This window comes from Hydrogenophaga sp. ANAO-22 (assembly GCF_042466645.1).
Classification (GTDB): Bacteria; Pseudomonadota; Gammaproteobacteria; order Burkholderiales; family Burkholderiaceae_C; genus Hydrogenophaga.
Genome location: NZ_CP159956.1, coordinates 5,541,609 through 5,558,528, shown reverse-complemented (window position 1 = coordinate 5,558,528; position 16,920 = coordinate 5,541,609). Strand labels below are relative to the sequence as shown.

The following is a 16,920-nucleotide window of genomic DNA, read 5'->3' as shown; positions in this document are numbered from 1 at the left end:
AAAGGGGCTTTTCGGTCCGGCAGGCCTGCCGGCGAACAAAGGCGCGCCTGGATTCGGCCCGGCGCGCCTAGGATTTACCCTGATTTTACCGACTCCAGGCTGACAAACCTGGCCACAAGGAGTGGCCAAGTGGCATTTCCCCGCTAAATTCAAGGGGTTGGCCAATCGCCCTGTTTCAACGCTGTGCAACGCAGCGCAAACCGGCAGCGAGGAAGCAACGCAGCGGGGGCAGCCCCGGAGGCGTTGCCCCCTCCAAGTCGAAACAAGCAGGAGTAATTCTCATGGTTGGACAATCTGCGCTGATCTTTGCGTTGGTCTGCGGGCTGGTGGCCGTCATCTACGGCTTCTGGTCCCGCAGCTGGATTCTTTCTCAGGACGCGGGCAACGCCCGCATGCAGGAAATCGCCGGAGCCATTCAGACCGGCGCCGCGGCTTATCTCGCCCGGCAGTACAAGACGATCGGCATCGTCGGGGTGGTGCTGGCCATCCTCATCGGCGTCTTCCTCGACGGCCCCACCGCCATCGGCTTCGTGCTCGGCGCCGTGCTATCGGGTGCTTGCGGCTTCATCGGCATGAACATCTCGGTGCGCGCCAATGTGCGCACCGCGCAAGCGGCCACCAAGGGCATCGGCCCGGCGCTGGACGTGGCCTTCCGCGGCGGCGCCATCACCGGCATGCTGGTCGTGGGCCTGGGCCTGCTGGGCGTGTCCGGCTTCTTCTGGTTCCTGGTCGGCAACGGCAACCTCACGCCGGCGGCCGATCTGGCCAAGCTGCTGAACCCGCTGATCGGCTTTGCCTTCGGCTCCTCGCTGATCTCCATCTTCGCGCGCCTGGGCGGCGGCATCTTCACCAAAGGTGCCGACGTGGGCGCCGATCTGGTGGGCAAGGTCGAGGCTGGCATTCCGGAAGACGACCCGCGCAACCCGGCGGTGATCGCCGACAACGTGGGTGACAACGTGGGCGACTGCGCCGGCATGGCGGCCGACCTGTTCGAGACCTACGCGGTCACGCTGATCGCCACCATGGTGCTCGGCGCCCTCATGGTCGCGGCCGCGCCCATGCAGGCCGTGCTCTATCCGCTGGTGCTCGGCGGGGTGTCCATCCTGGCCTCCATCGTCGGCTGCTTCTTCGTGAAGGCCAGCCCGGGCATGAAGAACGTGATGCCCGCGCTGTACAAGGGCCTGGCGATCGCCGGCGTGCTCTCGCTGATCGCCTTCTGGTTCGTGACCGGCTGGATCATGCCGGACAACGCCATCACCGCCACCGGCAGCCAGTTGCGCCTGTTCGGTGCCTGCGCCGTGGGCTTGGTGCTGACCGCCGCGCTGGTCTGGATCACCGAGTTCTACACCGGCACGCAGTACTCGCCGGTCAAGCACATCGCCCAGGCCTCGACCACCGGCCACGGCACCAACATCATTGCCGGCCTGGGCGTGTCCATGCGCTCCACCGCCTGGCCGGTGCTGTTCGTCTGCGTCGGCATCGTGGCCTCCTACACGCTGGCGGGCCTGTACGGCATCGCCATCGCCGCCACCGCCATGCTGAGCATGGCCGGCATCGTGGTCGCGCTGGACGCCTACGGCCCCATCACCGACAACGCCGGTGGCATCGCCGAAATGGCCGAGCTGCCCAGCAGCGTGCGCGACATCACCGACCCGCTGGACGCCGTGGGCAACACCACCAAGGCCGTGACCAAGGGCTACGCCATCGGCTCCGCCGGCCTGGCCGCGCTGGTGCTGTTCGCCGACTACACCCACAAGCTGGAAACCTACGGCCACCAGATCAAGTTCGATCTGAGCGACCCGATGGTGATCATCGGCCTGTTCATCGGCGGCATGATCCCCTACCTCTTCGGTGCCATGGCGATGGAGGCCGTGGGCCGCGCCGCCGGCTCGGTGGTGGTGGAGGTGCGCCGCCAGTTCAAGGAGATCCCCGGCATCATGGAAGGCACGGCCAAGCCCGAGTACGGCAAGGCAGTCGACATGCTGACCACGGCGGCCATCAAGGAGATGGTGATCCCCTCGCTGCTGCCGGTGGTGGTCCCCATCCTGGTGGGCGTGTTCCTGGGCCCGAAAGCGCTCGGCGGTCTGCTGATGGGCACCATCGTCACCGGCCTGTTCGTGGCCATTTCCATGTGCACCGGCGGCGGCGCCTGGGACAATGCCAAGAAGTACATCGAAGACGGCCACCACGGCGGCAAGGGCAGCGAGGCGCACAAGGCCGCCGTGACCGGTGACACCGTGGGCGACCCCTACAAGGACACCGCCGGCCCGGCCGTCAACCCGCTGATCAAGATCATCAACATCGTGGCACTGCTGATCGTGCCGCTGCTGCCGCTGGCGGCCTGATCCCGTTCTCGACGGTTCAAAGGGCCCGCTTCGGCGGGCCTTTTTTCTGGGCCGCCCCCGCCAGCAGGCGGACCACCGCGCTGGCACTGGGGGTGAGGCGATCGAGCTGGGCCGCTTCGCCCCGCTCGATCGCTTGCAGCACCAGCTCCTGGATGCCCCCACGGCCGCCACCGCCATGGTGGGCGTGAGCACCTCACGCTCGGCGTTGATGGTCTCGAGCATGAAGTCGGCCAGGTGCTGCATCACCTCGCGGCGCACCAGCGCCCCCGCCGGCCCGAGGTGATGGATCTCGACGAAGAGCATGCGGATGAGCTGCGGGCCGCTGGCCAGGTGCGCGAAATACGCGCCCAGGGCGTGCTCGACCTGGTCCTGCCAAGGCTGTTCGGGCCGCACGGCCTCGCGCAAGGTGCGCAGCGCGGACGCACTGGCCGCGCGGTACAGCTCGAGAAAGCAGGCGTCCTTGTCGGTGAAATGCTCGTAGAACGTCCGCTTGGACACGCCCGCCTCGGCCACCACGGCCGCGATCGACGTGGCCGCCAGCCCCTGGGCCGCCGCCACCGTGGCCATGGCCTGCAACAGGCGCCCACGGTGCTCGTTCGGCACAGAGGCGTCGTCGCTGAGGGGGCTTTTCGGTTTCATGGACGGGCATCTTAGGGCCTGCACCCCCGATCGCTCACCGCTTGACAGCCCGCACCGAAACACTCACCATGGGAATCTGGTACGACTCGGTACCAATCTATTTACCCCCTCACCCACGCCATGACCGAACTCGTTGTCCGCCGCCTGCTGATCGATCTGGAGCAACCCGTGGCCCGCCACTGGTGCGGCGGCGACGCCTTTCTCACCGCCTGGTTCAACGCGCTGTCGATGAGCTTTCCCATCGGCGAACAGTTTTTCATCGACTCGGTGCGCAACGGCTTCAAGACCCTGCCGCCCGAGCGCCAGACCGGGCTGCAGGCCGAGGTCCAGGGCTTCGTGGGCCAGGAAGCCACCCACCGGCGCATCCACGCGCTGTTCAACGCACAGATCGAGAAGCACGGCCTGGTGAACGACTGGGAGCCCCGGGCGCGCGAGCGCCTCCAGTTGCTGGAGGGCACCGACCCGCGCCACGGCCTGGCCATCACGGCGGCCAACGAACATTTCACCGCCCTGTTCGCCGAGTGGCTGTTGTCGCACCCCCAGTTGCTGGACGGCAGCGAACCCCGGTTGAAGACCCTGTGGCTGTGGCACAGCGCCGAAGAGGCCGAGCACAAATGCACCGCCTTCGACCTGTACCAGGCGCTGGGCGGCAGCCACACCTGGCGCACGACCTGGATGCGCCGCATCACGCTGGTCTTTCTCACCGACACCTTGCGCCAGACGGTGAACAACCTGAAGCGCGACGGCACCCTTTGGCGCTGGAGCACCTGGCGCAGCGCGGCCCGCCACATGCTCGGCCGCGACGGCCTGCTGCGCCAGTCCTTCAAGCCCTGGCGCGCCTACTTCCGCCGCGACTTCCACCCGGACCAGCAATCCAGCGAGCTCTCCGCCCACTGGCTGCGCGACAACACCGCGCAATACACCCGGGTGGGACGCGCCGAGCCGGCCTGACCCGGGCCGCCTCGGCCGGAAATGCCCTCGTGGCAACACCGGTACCCCCAGGCATGGCGGTGCGCTCCGGTGGTCGCTCGCCCATAATCGGCCCATGTCCGAACGTGTCATTCCCCTGATCGACCAGCGCCTGGCCTCGGTGCCCGCGCGCGTGCCCCCGGTGGCCTCGGCCCCCACGGGCTGGCTGGTCGACGCGCTGGGCCGCCCTCTGCGCGACCTGCGCATCAGCGTGACCGACCGCTGCAACTTCCGCTGCAGCTACTGCATGCCGAAGGACATCTTCGACAAGGACTACCCCTACCTGCCGCACAGCTCGCTGCTGACCTTCGAGGAAATCACGCGCGTGGCCCGCCAGTTCGTCGCGCACGGCGTGCAGAAGATCCGGCTCACCGGCGGCGAACCGCTGCTGCGCAAGAACCTCGAAATCCTCATCGGACAGCTGGCCGCGCTGCGCACGGTGGAAGGCGAACCGCTGGACATCACGCTGACCACCAATGGCTCGCTGCTCGCGCGCAAGGCACACGCCCTCAAGGCCGCCGGCCTGCAACGCGTGACGGTCAGCCTGGACGGCCTGGACGACACCATCTTCCGCGCCATGAACGACGTGGACTTCCCCGTGGCCGATGTGCTCGACGGCATTGCCGCCGCGCAGGCCGCGGGCCTGGGCCCGATCAAGGTCAACATGGTGGTCAAGCGCGGCACCAACGACCACGAGATCCTGCCCATGGCGCGCCACTTCAAGGGCACGGGCATCGTGCTGCGCTTCATCGAGTACATGGACGTGGGCGCCACCAACGGCTGGCGCATGGACGAGGTGCTTCCCAGCGCGGAGGTGGTGCAACGCATCCACCGCGAACTGCCGCTGGTGCAACTCGGCGCATCGGCCCCCGGCGAAACCGCCGAGCGCTGGGCCTATGCCGACGGCTCGGGCGAGATCGGTGTGATCAGCAGCGTGACGCAGGCCTTCTGCAGCGACTGCAACCGCGCCCGCCTGTCCACCGAAGGCCAGCTCTACCTCTGCCTCTTCGCCAGCCAGGGCCACGACCTGCGCCACCTGATCCGCGGCGATGCCACCGACGAGCAGCTCGCCAGCGCGATCGCGGCGATCTGGCAAGGCCGCAGCGACCGGTACTCCGAACTGCGTGCCAGCCTTCCGCCCGAAGCCAGCACCGGCGCCCGGCGGGTCGAAATGAGCTACATCGGCGGTTGAGCAAACAGATGATCCATTCCCATCAAATCACGGGCCTCGTGCTCGCCGGCGGCCGCGGCTCACGCATGGGCGGCGTCGACAAGGGCCTGCAGAACTTCAACGGCACGCCGCTGGCGCTGCACGCCTTGCTGCGCCTGCAGATGCAGGAAGGCGGGCTGGTCGGCGGTCAGATGGTCAACGCCAACCGCAATCTGGCGGCCTACGAGGCCTTCGGCGTGCCGGTGTGGCCCGACACCCTGGACGGCTACGCGGGTCCCCTGGCCGGCTTCATGACCGGCCTGGAGCGCTGCGAAACGCCCTACCTGCTCACGGTGCCCTGCGACACGCCCCTCTTCCCGCTCGACCTCGCCCAGCGGCTGGCTCAGGCGTTCGAGGACGAGACCACCGAAATCGCCATGGCCGGCGCCCTGGAGGAAGACGGCCAGCTGCGGCCCCAGCCGGTGTTCTGCCTCATTCGGGTGGAGCTCATGGAAAGCCTGCTGGTCTTCACCCAGGCCGGCGGGCGCAAGATCGACCGCTGGACCGACCAGCACCGCACGGTGATCGTGCCCTTCGACCGGCCGGGCGACGACCCCAAGGCCTTCTTCAACACCAACACCCTGGCCGAACTGCACGCCCTCGAAAAGGGCTGAGCGCTCGGCCCTCCGTTCGTTTGTCCATGAAATCCATCGAGCAGATCGCGGCCGAATTGCAGGGCTACGACCCGCAGGCCATCAGCGCCGAACGCGTCAACGACTTCCTTGCCCGCCTGGTCGAGCCGGTCACCGCCACCGAAGACCTGGGCGTGTTCGACGCGCTGGGCCGCGTGCTGGCGCAGGACGTGGTCTCGCCCATCAGCGTGCCGCCGCACGACAACTCCGCCATGGACGGCTTCGCCTTCGACAGCGGGCAGCTGCGCCCGGACGAACCGCTGGGCCTGCGCGTGGCGGGCACGGCCTTCGCGGGCAAGGCCTGGGCCGGCACCGTGGGTGCGGGCGAGTGCCTGAAGATCATGACGGGCGCCATCATGCCGCCTGGGCTGGACACCGTGGTGCCGCTCGAATTCGTGAAAGCGGAAGGTGATCGCGTCGTGGTGCCGCCCAACGTGGTGAGCGCGGGCGACAACCGCCGCCTGCTGGGCGAAGACCTCATGGCCGGCGAAGCGGCCTTGCGCCAAGGCCAGACACTCGGCCCGGCGGCGCTGGGCCTGCTGGCCAGCCTGGGCCTGCCCACCGTGAAGGTGTTCCGCCGCGTAAAGGTGGCGTACTTCTCCACCGGCGACGAGATCCTGAGCCTGGGCGAAACGCCGCGCGAAGGCGCGGTGTACGACAGCAACCGCTACACCGTCTTCGGCCTGCTCACGCGCCTGGGCGTGGAGGTGGTCGATATGGGCGTGGTGCGCGACGAGCCCGCCGAGCTGGAAGCGGCCTTCCGCACCGCCGCGCTCAAGGCCGACGCCATCATCACCAGCGGTGGTGTGAGCATGGGCGAGGCCGACCACACCAAGGCCATGATGAAGCAGCTCGGCGACGTGGCCTTCTGGCGCATCGCGATGCGCCCGGGCCGCCCCATGGCGGTGGGCCGCATCGACGAGGCGGGCAAGAGCGCCGTGCTGTTCGGCCTGCCGGGCAACCCGGTGGCGGTGATGGTCACCTTTCTGGCCTTCGTGCGCCCGGCCCTGCAGCGTCTCATGGGTGCTTCACCCAGCGAACCGGTGCTGCTGCAGGCGCGCAGCGGCGAGGCCCTGCGCAAGAAACCGGGCCGCACCGAGTACCAGCGCGGCATCGTCACCCGCGCACCCGACGGTGCGCTCAGCGTGCGCACGACGGGCAATCAGGGTTCGGGCGTGCTCAGCTCGATGGTCGAGGCCAACGGCCTGATCGTGCTGCACCACGGCCAGGGCAACGTGGCCGTGGGCGACCCCGTGGACGTGATGATGTTCGACGGCGCGATCTGACCCTGCTCACTTGGCCGGGATGGCGGCCTCGTGGTGGCCGTCGTGCTGCGCGGCCTTCGCCCTCGAATGGGACTTGTCGCGCGAGAGCAGCGTGTACATGGTGGGCACGACGAAGATGGTCAGCAGCGTGCCCACGCTCATGCCGCCCACGATCACCCAGCCGATCTGCTGCCGGCTCTCGGCCCCCGCACCGGACGCCAATGCCAGCGGAATGGCGCCCAGCACCATGGCGCCGGTGGTCATCAGGATGGGGCGCAGGCGCAGCGCAGCCGACTGTTTGACGGCCTCGAATTTTTCCAGCCCCTGGTCGCGCAGCTGGTTGGCAAACTCCACGATCAGGATGCCGTGCTTGGTGATCAGGCCCACCAGCGTGATGAGCCCGATCTGGCTGAACACGTTGATCGTGCCGCCCGTCAGCTTGAGCGCGAGCAGCGCGCCCATCATGGACAGCGGCACGCTGAGCATGATGATGAAGGGGTCGACGAAACTCTCGAACTGCGCCGCGAGCACGAGGTAGATGAACAGCAGCGAGAGCGCGAAGACGATGGCCAGCGAGCCCGAGGCGTTGCGGAACTCGCGACTCTGGCCGTTCAGGTCGGTGGTGTAGCCGGCGGGCAGCACCTCGCGCGCGGTCTTGTCCATGAACTGCAGCGCCTCGCCCAACGAGTAGTCGGGCGCCAGGTTGGCCGTGAGGGACGCGCTGCGGCGCTGGCCGAAGTGGTTGAGCTCGCGCGGCACCACCACCTCGCTGATCTTGACCAGCGAGGCCAGGGGAATCATGGCGTCGTTGCGGCCGCGCACGAACAGGCGATCGATGTCTTCGGGCGTGCTGCGGTTGCCCGAGACGGTCTGCACCACCACGTCGTACTGCTCACCGTCGCGCTTGTAGCGCGTGACGATGCGGCCGCCCAGCATGGTCTCGACGGTGCGCGCGATGGCGTCCACGTTCACGCCCATGTCGGCCGCGCGCTCGCGGTCCACGTCCATGCGGATCTCGGGCTTGTTCAGGCGCAGGTCGGTGTCGATCTGCACCAGGCCCGGGTTCTTGCTCAGCTCGTCCTGGAAGCGGCGCACGGTTTGCGCCAGGTTCTCGTAGCTGTCGGAGGTGACGATCACGTAGTTGATCGGGCGCTCGCGAAAGCCCTGCCCGAGCGAGGGCGGCGTGATGGGAAAGGCGCTGATGCCCGGCAGCGACGCCAGGCGCGGCGTGATCTCGCGCGCGATGCGCTGCGTGGAGCGCTCGCGCTCTTCCCAGGGCAGCGCGCGCATGAACACCACGCCCTGCGCCACCGAGGGGTTGCCCACGTTGACGAAGATGCGGTCGAATTCGGGGTAGTCCTGGGCGATGTTCTCGATCGCCTCCGCGTACTTGCGGGTGTAGGCCAGCGTGGCGCCATCCGGGCCGTTGATGTTGGCCAGGATCACGCCGCGGTCCTCGATCGGCGCGAGCTCCTGGCGCATGGTCTGCAGCATCCACGCGCTGACCAGCGCGCTGCCGGCCATGACCGCCACCACCAGCCAGCGAACCCGCAGCGAGGCGCCCAGCACCCGGCTGAAGCCGCGCGTGACCGCATTGAGCACGCGCTCCATGCCCCGGTCGAACCGGCCCGGGTTGGGGTTGTGCCGCAGCAGCTTGGAGCACAGCATGGGCGAAAGCGTGAGCGCCACGAAGCCGGAAACCACCACCGCCCCGGCCAGCGCCAGCGCGAACTCGGCGAACAGACGGCCGGTGCGGCCGGGCGTGAAGGCCAGCGGCGCGTACACCGCCGCCAGCGTGAGCGTCATCGCCACGATGGCAAAGCCGATTTCCCGCGCGCCCTGGATCGCCGCATCGAAGGGCTTCATGCCCTCCTCGATGTGCCGGTAGATGTTCTCCAGCATCACGATGGCGTCGTCCACCACCAGGCCGATGGCCAGCACCAGGGCCAGCAGCGTGAGCGTGTTGATGGAGAAACCGAACATCGCCATCAGCGCGAACGCGCCGATCAGGCTGACCGGGATGGTCATGAGCGGAATGATCGAGGCGCGCAGCGTGCGCAGGAACACGAAGATGACCAGCGCCACCAGCACCACGGCTTCGGCGATGGTGGTGTAGACCGCCTTGATCGAGCGGTCGATGAAGACCGAGTTGTCGTTGGCGATGTCCACGTTCACGCCGGCGGGCAGGTCCTGCTTGACCTTCTCCAGCATCTGCCGCACGGCGGCCGAGAGCTCCAGCGGGTTGGCGGTCGCCTGCCGGATCACGCCGAGCGAGACCGCGTCGCGGCCATTGAGCCGCACCGAGGTGCGTTCGTCCTGCGGCGCCTGCACCACGCGCGCGACGTCGGCGATGCGGATGGTCTGGCCGTTGACGTTGCGGATCGCCACCGCCGAAAACTGCTCGGGCGTCTGCAGGTCGGTGGCGGCGGTCACGTTGAACTCACGCAGCGTGCTCTCGATGCGGCCAGCCGGCACTTCCAGGTTGGAGCGGCGCAGGGCGTCTTCCACGTCCTGCACGGTCAGCGCGTAAGCGGCCAGGCGGTCCGGGTCCATCCAGATGCGCATGGAATAGCGGCGCTCGCCGTACACGCGCACCTCGGCCGCGCCGGGCGCCGTTTGCAGCACGGGCTTGGCCAGGCGGTTGGCGAAATCGCTGAGCTGCAGCGCGCTGTGGGTGTCGGAGGTAAGGGCCAGCCAGATCACGGGCGAGGCGTCGGCCTCCACCTTGGCGATCACCGGCTCGTCCACGTCCTGCGGCAGGCGCTGGCGCACGCGGCTGACCTTGTCGCGCACATCGGCGGCGGCCGAGTCGGGGTCGCGCTCGAGCTTGAAGCGCACCGTGATCTGGCTCTGTTCCTGGCGGCTGATCGAGGTGATCACGTCCAGCCCCTCGATGCCCGCGAGCGAGTCTTCCAGCGGCTTGGTGACCTGCGACTCGATCACCTCGCTGGACGCCCCGCCGAAGCGCGTGGAGACCGTGACGGTGGGCTCATCGATCTTGGGGTACTCGCGCACCGTCAGGCCGTTGAACGACACGATGCCCACCAGCAGGATGAGCAGGGACAGCACCGAGGCGAACACCGGGCGCCGGATCGAGATCTCAGGCAGTTGCATGCGAGTTCCTGAGGGTTCAGCGCGCCGGCGCCGGGGCCGTTTCAGCGGCGGCAGGCGCAGCCATGTTCACGACCCGCACCGCGGTGCCATCGCGCTGCAGCCGCTGCTGGCCGGCGATCACCACGGTGTCGCCCTGCCGCAGGCCGCTGACCACCTCGACATCCGAACCCCGGCGCGCGCCCAGGGCCACTTCCACCCGGCGCGAGTGGCGCTTCTTCGCGTCGCCCTCGCCCTGTTCGTCGAGCACGTAGGCGTACTGCTTGCCGGCCTGGGGCACCAGGGCTTCCTCGGGCACCACCAACGCGCGCTCGTTGACCGAGAAGACGATCAGCACGCGCGCGAACATGCCGGGACGCAACACGTTGTCGGCTGCGGGCGGCATGACGGCCCGCACGGAGATGGAGCGGCCATTGGCGTCGAGCAGCGGGTCCACGGCCAGCACCTTGGCTTCGAACGAGCGGTTCGGCAAGGCATCGAGCTGCACCTGCACCACCTGGCCCGGGGCGAGCTGGGTCTGGTAGCGCTCCGGCAAGCGGAAGTCCACCGTGAGCATGGACGTGTCCTCGAGGTTCACGAGGTTGTCGCCGTCCTTCACGTAGGCCCCCAGGTTGATGCTGCGCAGGCCCACGGTGCCCGCGAACGGGGCGGTGATGCGCATGCGCTGCAGCCGCGCGTCGGCCAGCGCCACCTGGGCTTCGGCCACCTGCAGGTTGGCCTGGCTTTCCTCCACCACGCGCTGGGCCACGAAGTTCTGCGCCACCAGCTCCTGGTTGCGCTTGAGGTTGGCGCGCGCGATGGACAACTGGGCCTGCGCCTGGCTCAACTCGGCGCGCTGCAAGGTGTCGTCGAGTTGCACCAGCAACTGGCCCGCCTTGACCCGGGCGCCGTCCGCGAAGACGATCCGGGCCACCCGGCCGCTGGTCTCGGGCTTGAGCGTCACGCTCTGGCGGGAGCGCAGGGTGCCCACGGCCTGGGCGTCGTCCTGCAGCCGGATGGCCTTCACCCGCGTCACCTCCACGCCGGGTGCGCCACCGGCCGTTGCACCGGAAGCGCCCGGTCCGGTGCCGGCCACAGGCGGGGCTATGGCATCCCGGTTCTGCAGCCACCAGGCCGCACAGGAGGCCAGACCGATGCCAACGACGGCCACCACCACGTAAAGCGCTTTGTTCGCCATGGATTCCACTGCCGGGGAAAAGGACGCCTTACCCCCGTGGGGCATGGCACAGATCGATGAAACGAAATGTAGCAGTGGGTGGGGGCCGCCGGTGACGGGATTTCCCCTGTAGGACTCAGGCCGGCACGCCTCGGTTGGCCAGGGCGTCGGCCCGTTCGTTGCCCGGGTCGCCGGCGTGGCCTTTGACCCAGTGCCATTCGATCTGGTGGGGTCCGGCATGCACCAGGCCATCGAGCTTGCGCCAGAGGTCGGCGTTCTTCACCGGCTGCTTGGCCGCCGTGACCCAGCCCTTGCGTTTCCAGCCGTGGATCCACTCGGTGATGCCCTGGCGCACGTACTGGCTGTCGAGGTACAGCGAGACCCGGCAGGGGCGCTTGAGCGCGGCCAGGCCTTCGATCACCGCGGTGAGTTCCATGCGGTTGTTGGTGGTTTCGCGCTCGCCTCCCCACAACTCCTTCTCGAAACCCTCTGACTTGAGGTACACGCCCCAGCCGCCAGGCCCGGGGTTGCCCTTGCAGGCACCGTCGGTGTAGATCACCACATGGTTCAAAAAAAACTCCTGAATACAAAAAGGGAGGGGCGCGGCGGCGTTCAGTGCCGGTGGGTCACCGACACCGGGGCGGCCGAGGTGGCGCGCCTGGGCTTCCAGGCCGGGCCCAGCAGGCGCATGCCGCGCACGCGCTTGACCGCCACCGCGAAATACACCGCGCCGAAGATGGGCCACCAGCGGGCACCGGCGCGGTCCAGCCAGGCGTAGCGCTGCAACCAGGTGTCGGTGCGCATCGCCGGGCGGTAGCAGCCAAAGCGGTCCGACTCTACTTCAAAACTGAGCAGCCTCAGCCAGTCGCGCAGGCGCCAGGGACCGATGAAATCCCCTGCTTCAGGCAGGTACAGGCTGGAGGCGCCGAAGGCGTTGAGGCCCACCCGGGCGCAGAACCGGCCGCGCCCCTGGCGCAGGCCCCACAGGCTCGTGGGATTGAAGCCCGAGATCACCACCCGGCCTTCGGGCACCAGCACGCGCTCGACCTCGCGCAGCACGTGGTGCGGGTCGGCGCTGAACTCCAGCGTGTGGGGCAGCACCACCAGGTCCAGGCTGGCCTCGGGGAACGGCAGGGCGGCCGCGTCGGTGATCAGGGCCACGCGCGGGGCGCGGCCCTCGGCCCTGGCCGGCAGCACCTCGGGCAGCGCCAGCCAGCGGTGCGGCATGCGGTTGGCCTGCAGGCCCTCCAGCTCGGGCAAACCGAGCTGCAAGGCGTTGTAGCCAAAGAGGTCGGCCACCGCCAGGTCGAACTGGGCCTGCTCCCACGCCAGCAGGTACTGGCCGGGCGCGGTCGAAAACCAATCGGTCAACCCTATAATTTTTGCGGTCATGTGCGGTGGGGCCGAAGCCGGTTCCGGCAGGAAGTCTGCGACACTGCAAACCACCGGGAAGGCCAGCCCCGCACTCTACACGCCCTACCCGACATCCGTCCCATGCACCTCATTCCGATCCCGGCCTTCAGCGACAACTACATCTGGGCCCTGCACGACGGCGCCCAGGCGCTGGTCGTGGACCCTGGCGAAGCCGCGGGCGTGGCCCGGTGGCTGGCACAGGAAGGCCTGCGGCTGGACACCATCCTGATCACCCACCACCACGCCGACCACACCGGTGGCGTGGCCGAACTGCGCGAGGCCACTGGCGCGCGTGTGATCGGCCCGGCCTTCGAGCCCATGCCCGAGCCGCTGCAGCGCGTCGGCGAAGGCGAGTCGGTGGAGGTGCTCGGCCTGCGCTTCGAGGTGATCGAGGTGCCGGGGCACACTGCCGGCCACATCGCCTACTACACACCCGCCCTGGACGGCGCACCGCTGCTGTTCTGTGGCGACACGCTGTTCTCGGGCGGTTGTGGACGCCTGTTCGAGGGCACGCCGGCCCAGATGCTGGACTCGCTCACCCGGCTGGCCGCCCTGCCCGCCTCCACCCGCGTGTGCTGCACCCACGAGTACACGCTGTCCAATCTCAAGTTCGCGCAGGCGGTGGAGCCCGGCAATGCCGAGCTGGCGGCCTACACCGCCCACTGCCAGGCGCAACGCGCGCAGAACTTTCCCACGCTGCCCAGCTCCATCGGGCTGGAAAAACAGATCAATCCTTTCTTGCGCACCGGCGAAACCGCCGTCGTGCGCTCCGCCCAGGCCCACGAGCCGGGCACTGCCACCGATGCCGTGTCGGTTTTCGCCACGCTTCGCGAATGGAAAAACGTTTTCAGATGACCCCTGCCTTCCCGACCGCCCTTCCCGCTCCCGCCTGTGCTCCCCTGTCCACCGGCCCCGCCCGCCGCTGGCTGACGCTGGCCGGCACGGCCCTGGTGCTGCTGGTGTCCGGCTGCGCCACCACGGCGCTGCCCGAAGCCGGCAGCGGCGCCACCGGCGCGCCCAACGCCACGCCACCCGTCGCCGCCAACGCGCCGCGCCTGCCCTCGTACCGCCTGCCCAGCGATGTGCCCCTGAGCACCATCGGCACGGCCGAAACCGCGCTCTCCAGCGTGACGACGCTGGACGCCCCGGCCGACCTCTGGGACCGCATCCGCCGTGGCTTCGCCATGCCCGACCTCGAAGGCGACCTGGTGCGCGACCGCGAGCAGTGGTACGCCACCCGGCCCGACTACATGCAGCGCATGACGGAGCGCTCCAGCCGCTACCTGTTCCACATCGTGGAGGAGATCGAGCGCCGCAACATGCCCATGGAGCTGGCCCTGCTGCCCTTCATCGAAAGCGCCTTCAACCCGCAGGCCGTCTCCAGCGCGCGCGCCGCAGGCATGTGGCAGTTCATGCCCGCCACCGGCCAGTCGTTCGACCTCAAGCAGAACGCTTTCCGCGACGATCGGCGCGACGTGCTCGCCTCCACGCGGGCCGCGCTCGACTACCTGCAGCAGCTGTACGGCCGCTTCGGGGACTGGCACCTCGCGCTGGCGGCGTACAACTGGGGCCAGGGCAACGTCAACCGCGCCATCACCAACAACCAGCGCCTGGGCAAGCCCACCGGGTACACCGACCTCAACATGCCGGCGGAAACGCGCCTGTACGTGCCCAAGCTGCAGGCGGTGGAGAACATCCTGGCGCGGCCCGAGGCCTACAACACCACCCTGCCCCTGATCGGCAACCACCCCTTCTTCGACACCGTCGCGCTGGAGCGGGACATGGATGTCGCTCTCATCGCCCGCCTGGCCGAGGTCGCGGAAAAAGACTTCCGCGCGCTCAACCCCTCGCTGCGCCAGCCCATCGTGATGGCCGCCGGCACGCCGCATGTGCTGCTGCCCTGGGACAACGCGTTGATCTTCCAGCGCAACCTGCAATCCCACACCGGCCCCCTGGCCAGCTGGACGGCCTGGGTCGTGCCCACCACCATGTCCGTGGCCCAGGCCGCCGACCGGGCGGGCATGAGCGAAGCCGAGCTGCGCGCGGTCAACAACATTCCGCCGCGCATGCAGGTGCGCGCCGGCTCCAGCCTGCTCGTGCCGCGCACCGACAAGCGCAACGGCGACGTGCCGGTGCACGTGGCCGACAACGGCCAGATCAGCTTCCAGCCGGAGGTCATCCTCAAGCGCACCACCGTCAAGGCGCGCAAGGGCGAGAACCTGACGCGCCTGGCTCAGCGCTATGGCGTGAGCCCGGTGAGCGTGGCGGGCTGGAACAAGCTGGCCGTGAACGCGGCGCTCAAACCGGGCCAGCGCGTCACGCTCATGCTGCCGCAGCGGGTCGCGGTGGCCAAGGCCTCCCCGCCGAGCAAGGCCCCTGCCAAGAAGTCGGCCACGGCCACGCCGGCGCGCAAGGCCTCGCCCACCGCGAGCAAGCCGGTGAAGACCAAGTCCAAGACCGCCACCAGCGCGAGCAAGACGCGCGTGGCGTCCAGCGGCAAGTCCGACAAGAAGAACTGAGCGATCGGGCGCTCGCGCCAGGATCAGGCCCGGAACCGGGCCTTGGCCTTGCGTGCGAAGTCGTTGGTGAAGGTAAGCGCCAGATCCACACGCTGCAGCGAGCCGGGCTCCTCGAACTGCGCCAACATGCGCGCCGCCGTGGCCGGCCCGGTCTCGGGCATCATGCCGTCGACCGTCCAGGCCTCGCGCACGCGGGCGAAGGCCGCCAGGTACAGCGCGCGGTCACCCTGAAAGTAGCGCTCGGGCACCACCTTGATGATGTCGGATGGGCCCGCCGTCTGCAGCCATTTGAGCGCGTGCACCATCGCATCGGCCATCGCCTGGCTGGCCTTGGGGTACTGCGTCAGAAAGCTCCCCGGCGCGCACAGACAGCCGGAGGGCAAGGGACCGCCAAAAACCTCGGCCGTGCCGCGCGTGCTGCGCGTGTCGGCCACCACCTTGAGCGCACCCATCTGCTCCAGTTGCGTCACGGTCGGGTCGGTGTAGCTGATCGCATCGAGCTCACCGCGGCGAAACGCCTGAACCGCCGCCGCGGCATTCGCCAACGGCACGTAGCGCACATCGGCGGCGCGCAGCCCGACCTTGCCCAACACCAGGCTCGCCACGCGGTGCGAGGCCGCACTGGTGGCCATCACCCCCACGCGGCGGCCGCGCAGGTCGGCCACCCCGCCGTTGTGGCCCATGGTCTCCAGCGACACCCCCACCACCACCTGCGGCGCTCGCCCCTGCAACACGAAGGACTGGAGGTTCTGGCCACGCGCCTGCAGTGCGATCGTGTTCGGGTACGGGCCGGACAGCACATGGGCCGCACCGCTCTGCAAGGCGTGCAGCGACTGCGCCACATCGGGAAACTCGCGCACCTCCACATCGATGCCTTCCTGGGCAAAGTACCCGAGGCGTTCCGCGATGGTCAGTGGAAGGTAGCAGAACGAGGAGCGGCTATCGACCGCAATCGCCAGTTTGGGCGCACCGGGTCGAGGTGTGGGTGGCGCCGCAGAGGCCGGCGCCGGCTGCGCGCGCAAGGACGGTACGGCGACCGACGCCACGCTCAACGCACAGACACGTCCCCAGTTTCGGCGACTCCACATGACCCGGTTTCCTCTCTCGGCACATTCTTTGGATGAGCCTTGAGACTAGAGGGCGGGCCGCAAACCCGCATCAGGACCAATCCCGAGCGGGTTTGTACCGAGCACTTGCAAGCTGATGTAACGGCGTCGAACGCAAGCGCGCGTCAAACGAAAAGGATCGCGAGATTGACGATCAGTGCCAGGGTCCACGCGAGGCTGCGCGCCGTGGCGAGGTTGGCCACGTACATCATGATGTAGAGCACCCGCAGCACGACAAACAGAAAGGCGAGAACGTCCAGGCGAACCTGTGAAGCGCCGAGCTGGTGCGCGATGATCACTGCGCCAATGAAGAACGGCAGCGCCTCGAAACTGTTGGCCTGCGCGGCGTTCGCGCGTGCCCGCCAGTCGCTCTGGCGCGCCAGCCATTCGCGCGGGTGCTGGTTGTCGAAACCACCATCGCGGCGCGGCTTGGAGAACGTGCCCGATTTGGCGAGCCAAGCGCAGCCGATCGGCAACAGCGAAGCCACCACCACCGCCCAATACGCCACGGTCAATCCTGCCAGTTTCATGATGAAGCGCTTTCGAGAAGAAATG

General features: G+C 68.5%; 14 protein-coding genes and 1 pseudogene. 7 read left to right on the top strand and 8 right to left on the bottom strand.

The window, feature by feature from the left end; translation table 11 throughout:
* Positions 1-281: 281 nt before the first annotated feature.
* Entirely contained in the window at positions 282-2,345 is a 2,064-nt protein-coding gene (locus ABSY19_RS26995) for a sodium-translocating pyrophosphatase (protein WP_382157449.1), read from the top strand.
* A gap of 16 nt (positions 2,346-2,361) precedes the next feature.
* Here the strand turns inward: ABSY19_RS26995 and ABSY19_RS26990 are convergent, their stop codons facing one another.
* On the bottom strand, positions 2,362-2,487 hold the full coding sequence (locus ABSY19_RS26990) for a hypothetical protein (RefSeq protein ID WP_382157447.1): 126 nt from the start codon (positions 2,485-2,487) through the stop codon (positions 2,362-2,364).
* Positions 2,488-2,843: 356 nt separating this feature from the next.
* Positions 2,844-2,912 (bottom strand): annotated as a pseudogene (locus tag ABSY19_RS26985) (hypothetical protein); the annotation flags it as partial.
* A gap of 192 nt (positions 2,913-3,104) precedes the next feature.
* Here ABSY19_RS26985 and ABSY19_RS26980 point away from each other — a divergent pair.
* The 4 genes from ABSY19_RS26980 (at position 3,105) to glp (ending at position 7,081) form a co-directional block, all read left to right on the top strand.
* Complete coding sequence (locus ABSY19_RS26980; RefSeq protein WP_382157445.1) at positions 3,105-3,935, top strand: metal-dependent hydrolase; 831 nt, start codon at positions 3,105-3,107, stop codon at positions 3,933-3,935.
* 94 nt (positions 3,936-4,029) lie between these two features.
* Entirely contained in the window at positions 4,030-5,145 is a 1,116-nt protein-coding gene (gene moaA / locus ABSY19_RS26975; protein WP_382157443.1) for a GTP 3',8-cyclase MoaA, read from the top strand.
* An 8-nt stretch (positions 5,146-5,153) separates the two neighbouring features.
* Positions 5,154-5,777, top strand: coding sequence for a molybdenum cofactor guanylyltransferase MobA (gene mobA, locus ABSY19_RS26970; protein ID WP_291118881.1), 624 nt, complete (start codon positions 5,154-5,156; stop codon positions 5,775-5,777).
* 26 nt (positions 5,778-5,803) lie between these two features.
* Positions 5,804-7,081, top strand: a complete 1,278-nt coding sequence (glp, locus tag ABSY19_RS26965; RefSeq protein ID WP_382157441.1) for a gephyrin-like molybdotransferase Glp — start codon at positions 5,804-5,806, stop codon at positions 7,079-7,081.
* Between the two features lie 6 nt (positions 7,082-7,087).
* On the opposite strand, the gene ABSY19_RS26960 is transcribed toward glp, so the two are convergent.
* From ABSY19_RS26960 to ABSY19_RS26945, 4 genes are all read right to left on the bottom strand, one after another.
* The gene (locus ABSY19_RS26960; RefSeq protein WP_382157439.1) at positions 7,088-10,174 is read right to left on the bottom strand and encodes an efflux RND transporter permease subunit; all 3,087 of its coding nucleotides are present in this window, start codon (positions 10,172-10,174) and stop codon (positions 7,088-7,090) included.
* Positions 10,175-10,190: 16 nt separating this feature from the next.
* Complete coding sequence (locus tag ABSY19_RS26955; RefSeq protein WP_382157437.1) at positions 10,191-11,348, bottom strand: efflux RND transporter periplasmic adaptor subunit; 1,158 nt, start codon at positions 11,346-11,348, stop codon at positions 10,191-10,193.
* 115 nt (positions 11,349-11,463) lie between these two features.
* Positions 11,464-11,898, bottom strand: a complete 435-nt coding sequence (rnhA, locus tag ABSY19_RS26950; protein WP_382157435.1) for a ribonuclease HI — start codon at positions 11,896-11,898, stop codon at positions 11,464-11,466.
* A gap of 41 nt (positions 11,899-11,939) precedes the next feature.
* Entirely contained in the window at positions 11,940-12,719 is a 780-nt protein-coding gene (locus tag ABSY19_RS26945; protein WP_382157433.1) for a class I SAM-dependent methyltransferase, read from the bottom strand.
* Between the two features lie 102 nt (positions 12,720-12,821).
* Between ABSY19_RS26945 and gloB the strand changes: the two genes are divergently transcribed.
* Positions 12,822-13,595: a hydroxyacylglutathione hydrolase gene (gene gloB / locus ABSY19_RS26940; RefSeq protein ID WP_382157431.1), complete on the top strand. Its 774-nt coding sequence runs from the start codon at positions 12,822-12,824 to the stop codon at positions 13,593-13,595.
* On the top strand, positions 13,592-15,259 hold the full coding sequence (locus ABSY19_RS26935; RefSeq protein ID WP_382157429.1) for a transglycosylase SLT domain-containing protein: 1,668 nt from the start codon (positions 13,592-13,594) through the stop codon (positions 15,257-15,259). Before gloB ends, ABSY19_RS26935 begins: the two co-directional genes overlap by 4 nt.
* Before the next feature lie 23 nt (positions 15,260-15,282).
* On the opposite strand, the gene ABSY19_RS26930 is transcribed toward ABSY19_RS26935, so the two are convergent.
* Both ABSY19_RS26930 and ABSY19_RS26925 read right to left on the bottom strand, forming a co-directional pair.
* A complete protein-coding gene (locus tag ABSY19_RS26930) occupies positions 15,283-16,347 on the bottom strand; it encodes an ABC transporter substrate-binding protein (RefSeq protein WP_382157427.1) in 1,065 nt (354 codons plus the stop codon).
* 143 nt (positions 16,348-16,490) lie between these two features.
* A complete protein-coding gene (locus tag ABSY19_RS26925) occupies positions 16,491-16,895 on the bottom strand; it encodes an MAPEG family protein (protein ID WP_291120797.1) in 405 nt (134 codons plus the stop codon).
* Positions 16,896-16,920: the final 25 nt, after the last annotated feature.

Excerpts from the sequence above, each read along its gene's own strand:
- ABSY19_RS26995 (WP_382157449.1), top strand. The coding sequence starts at position 282 with ATGGTTGGACAATCTGCGCTGATCTTTGCGTTGGTCTGCGGGCTGGTG.
- ABSY19_RS26980 (WP_382157445.1), top strand. The coding sequence starts at position 3,105 with ATGACCGAACTCGTTGTCCGCCGCCTGCTGATCGATCTGGAGCAACCC.
- moaA (WP_382157443.1), top strand. The coding sequence starts at position 4,030 with ATGTCCGAACGTGTCATTCCCCTGATCGACCAGCGCCTGGCCTCGGTG.
- mobA (WP_291118881.1), top strand. The coding sequence starts at position 5,154 with ATGATCCATTCCCATCAAATCACGGGCCTCGTGCTCGCCGGCGGCCGC.
- glp (WP_382157441.1), top strand. The coding sequence starts at position 5,804 with ATGAAATCCATCGAGCAGATCGCGGCCGAATTGCAGGGCTACGACCCG.
- ABSY19_RS26960 (WP_382157439.1), bottom strand. The coding sequence starts at position 10,174 with ATGCAACTGCCTGAGATCTCGATCCGGCGCCCGGTGTTCGCCTCGGTG.
- ABSY19_RS26955 (WP_382157437.1), bottom strand. The coding sequence starts at position 11,348 with ATGGCGAACAAAGCGCTTTACGTGGTGGTGGCCGTCGTTGGCATCGGT.
- ABSY19_RS26945 (WP_382157433.1), bottom strand. The coding sequence starts at position 12,719 with ATGACCGCAAAAATTATAGGGTTGACCGATTGGTTTTCGACCGCGCCC.
- gloB (WP_382157431.1), top strand. The coding sequence starts at position 12,822 with ATGCACCTCATTCCGATCCCGGCCTTCAGCGACAACTACATCTGGGCC.
- ABSY19_RS26935 (WP_382157429.1), top strand. The coding sequence starts at position 13,592 with ATGACCCCTGCCTTCCCGACCGCCCTTCCCGCTCCCGCCTGTGCTCCC.
- ABSY19_RS26930 (WP_382157427.1), bottom strand. The coding sequence starts at position 16,347 with ATGTGGAGTCGCCGAAACTGGGGACGTGTCTGTGCGTTGAGCGTGGCG.
- ABSY19_RS26925 (WP_291120797.1), bottom strand. The coding sequence starts at position 16,895 with ATGAAACTGGCAGGATTGACCGTGGCGTATTGGGCGGTGGTGGTGGCT.